This is a genomic window from Arsenicibacter rosenii (genome assembly GCF_001870735.1).
Classification (GTDB): Bacteria; Bacteroidota; Bacteroidia; order Cytophagales; family Spirosomataceae; genus Arsenicibacter; species Arsenicibacter rosenii.
In genome coordinates this window covers 1-1,634 of record NZ_MORL01000125.1, presented here as the reverse complement: position 1 = coordinate 1,634, position 1,634 = coordinate 1, and the positions used below count along the sequence as shown (strand labels likewise).

Below are 1,634 nucleotides of genomic sequence, written 5' to 3'. Positions count from 1 at the left end.
ACCATGGCATCTGCCGAGGCAATTACCTTTTCCTGATCGATATGCGCCTCCCATGAGTTCCAGCCGTTCCAGCCGATGGGCGGAGTCATCGCAATCGTATCGCCGATGTGAATGGTTAAGGATTGCGTGGCGGTTCCAAGGGCGTTTCCGGCGCTCAGCTTGACGGGATAGGCTCCTTTTGCCGCTACGCGGCCCGAGATAATACCGGTTTTCGGGTCAAGGGTTAGTCCTTTGGGCAGGCCGGTGGCGGCAAACGTCATGGGGCGCTGACCGGTGGCAGCGATGGTGTACAGGACAGGGTTATCCGGGGTAGCACCGAACAGCCTGGCCGAGTTAATTTTCGGGGTTTTGGCAACGGGGGGCGTCAGGATGTATTTTGTTTCCTGATGAATAACGTATCCGGGCATGGCATCCCCGGCCATTTCAAGCCGTGCATCAATCCAGTTGCAGTAGGTGCGTTTATTGTTGATGCCACCAACGGGGTCGGTAACCAGTAGCCCCAGCTGCCTGATGCCGGTCAGGTCGACGTTTACCGGTACGGGCTGATCACCGATCCGCATGTCCCGTTTTTCAAACAAAACCTTACCGTCGCCGAGAACAAAAAAGGAGAGCGGAATATCTTTGTTGCCCAGATCATCGGCCGCAACCAGGGCCAGAAACCGGTTGGCTTTTCCGTTGAGGGCAAACGGCAGAATGCAGGGCGATTGCCCGCCAAGGCCCCGCAGGTAGGTTTTGCCGTTGATGCGGAGGGTATCGTTACTGTAATTGCGCTTTGCCTGGACCGGCCGGAGACCCTCCGAAAACGTCTGAATCGGCAGATCATCCAGCCATACTGTTCTGACGGGCTGGGCAAAGGAAAAAACGGATACGAAAAGGAGTAAAAGAATCAGGGGTTTCGTCATCATAATCATTGGTCAGTAGCCGGCTGCCATCAGTGAACGGACAATTCCGCTACTGACCAATGACGACCGGCCTATTTATCAAAATCGGTTTCGAGTAGTTGCTTTTCGGTAAAGACACCGGTGCCGGCCGGTTTTTTATCCCGCATTAGTTTTACATCAGCAGCAGAAATGTTTTTGCCTTGTTTGGCAAAGGCATTCTGCGTAAACCGGATGATGTCGGCAATGTCCTGGTCGCTGATGTCCTTATTATGGAGCAGCGCCGGCATTTCGTTATTGAGCCGGTAGAGGGTTCCGTTGACCGTTATCGGCCCGCTCACCCCGTGCAGAATGATGGCTGCCAGCCGTTTCATGGAGCCGTCGATGTATTCCGAGCCTTTGAGAGGCGGGGCCAGGTCCTGGATCCCTTTGCCGTCGGCCCCGTGGCAGGTGGCACAGATGCTCCGGAAGAGTTTCAGCCCACGCGTACGGTTATCGACTTCGTTGGTTTCCACCACATAAATGGGGTTCATTTCTTTCCGCTGCCGTTTACCGATCGTGGTATTCAGGTTGTTTTTCAGCAGGTCAGACGGATTCATAGACGCCAGATACTGCTCTTCCCGGCCACCCAGAGCGCTGGTAACGGCCTCCTGAACAACCCGCTGGGTGGCATATTTTTTCTCAATGGCCGACAAAACGGGCAGAAAGGTCGCGTCGGACACGTTAATCCAGGCCGGAAGCGCCATGGACAGGTAC

The 1,634-nt window shown here is 55.0% G+C and carries 2 protein-coding genes; both read right to left on the bottom strand.

Annotated features, from left to right (window positions below):
- A partial coding sequence (locus tag BLX24_RS30255) for an NPCBM/NEW2 domain-containing protein (RefSeq protein ID WP_229201929.1) occupies nucleotides 1-905 on the bottom strand: 905 nt, incomplete at its 3' end.
- A gap of 68 nt (nucleotides 906-973) precedes the next feature.
- Nucleotides 974-1,634 (bottom strand): c-type cytochrome (locus BLX24_RS30250; RefSeq protein WP_143092921.1); only part of this gene is annotated, 661 nt, incomplete at its 5' end.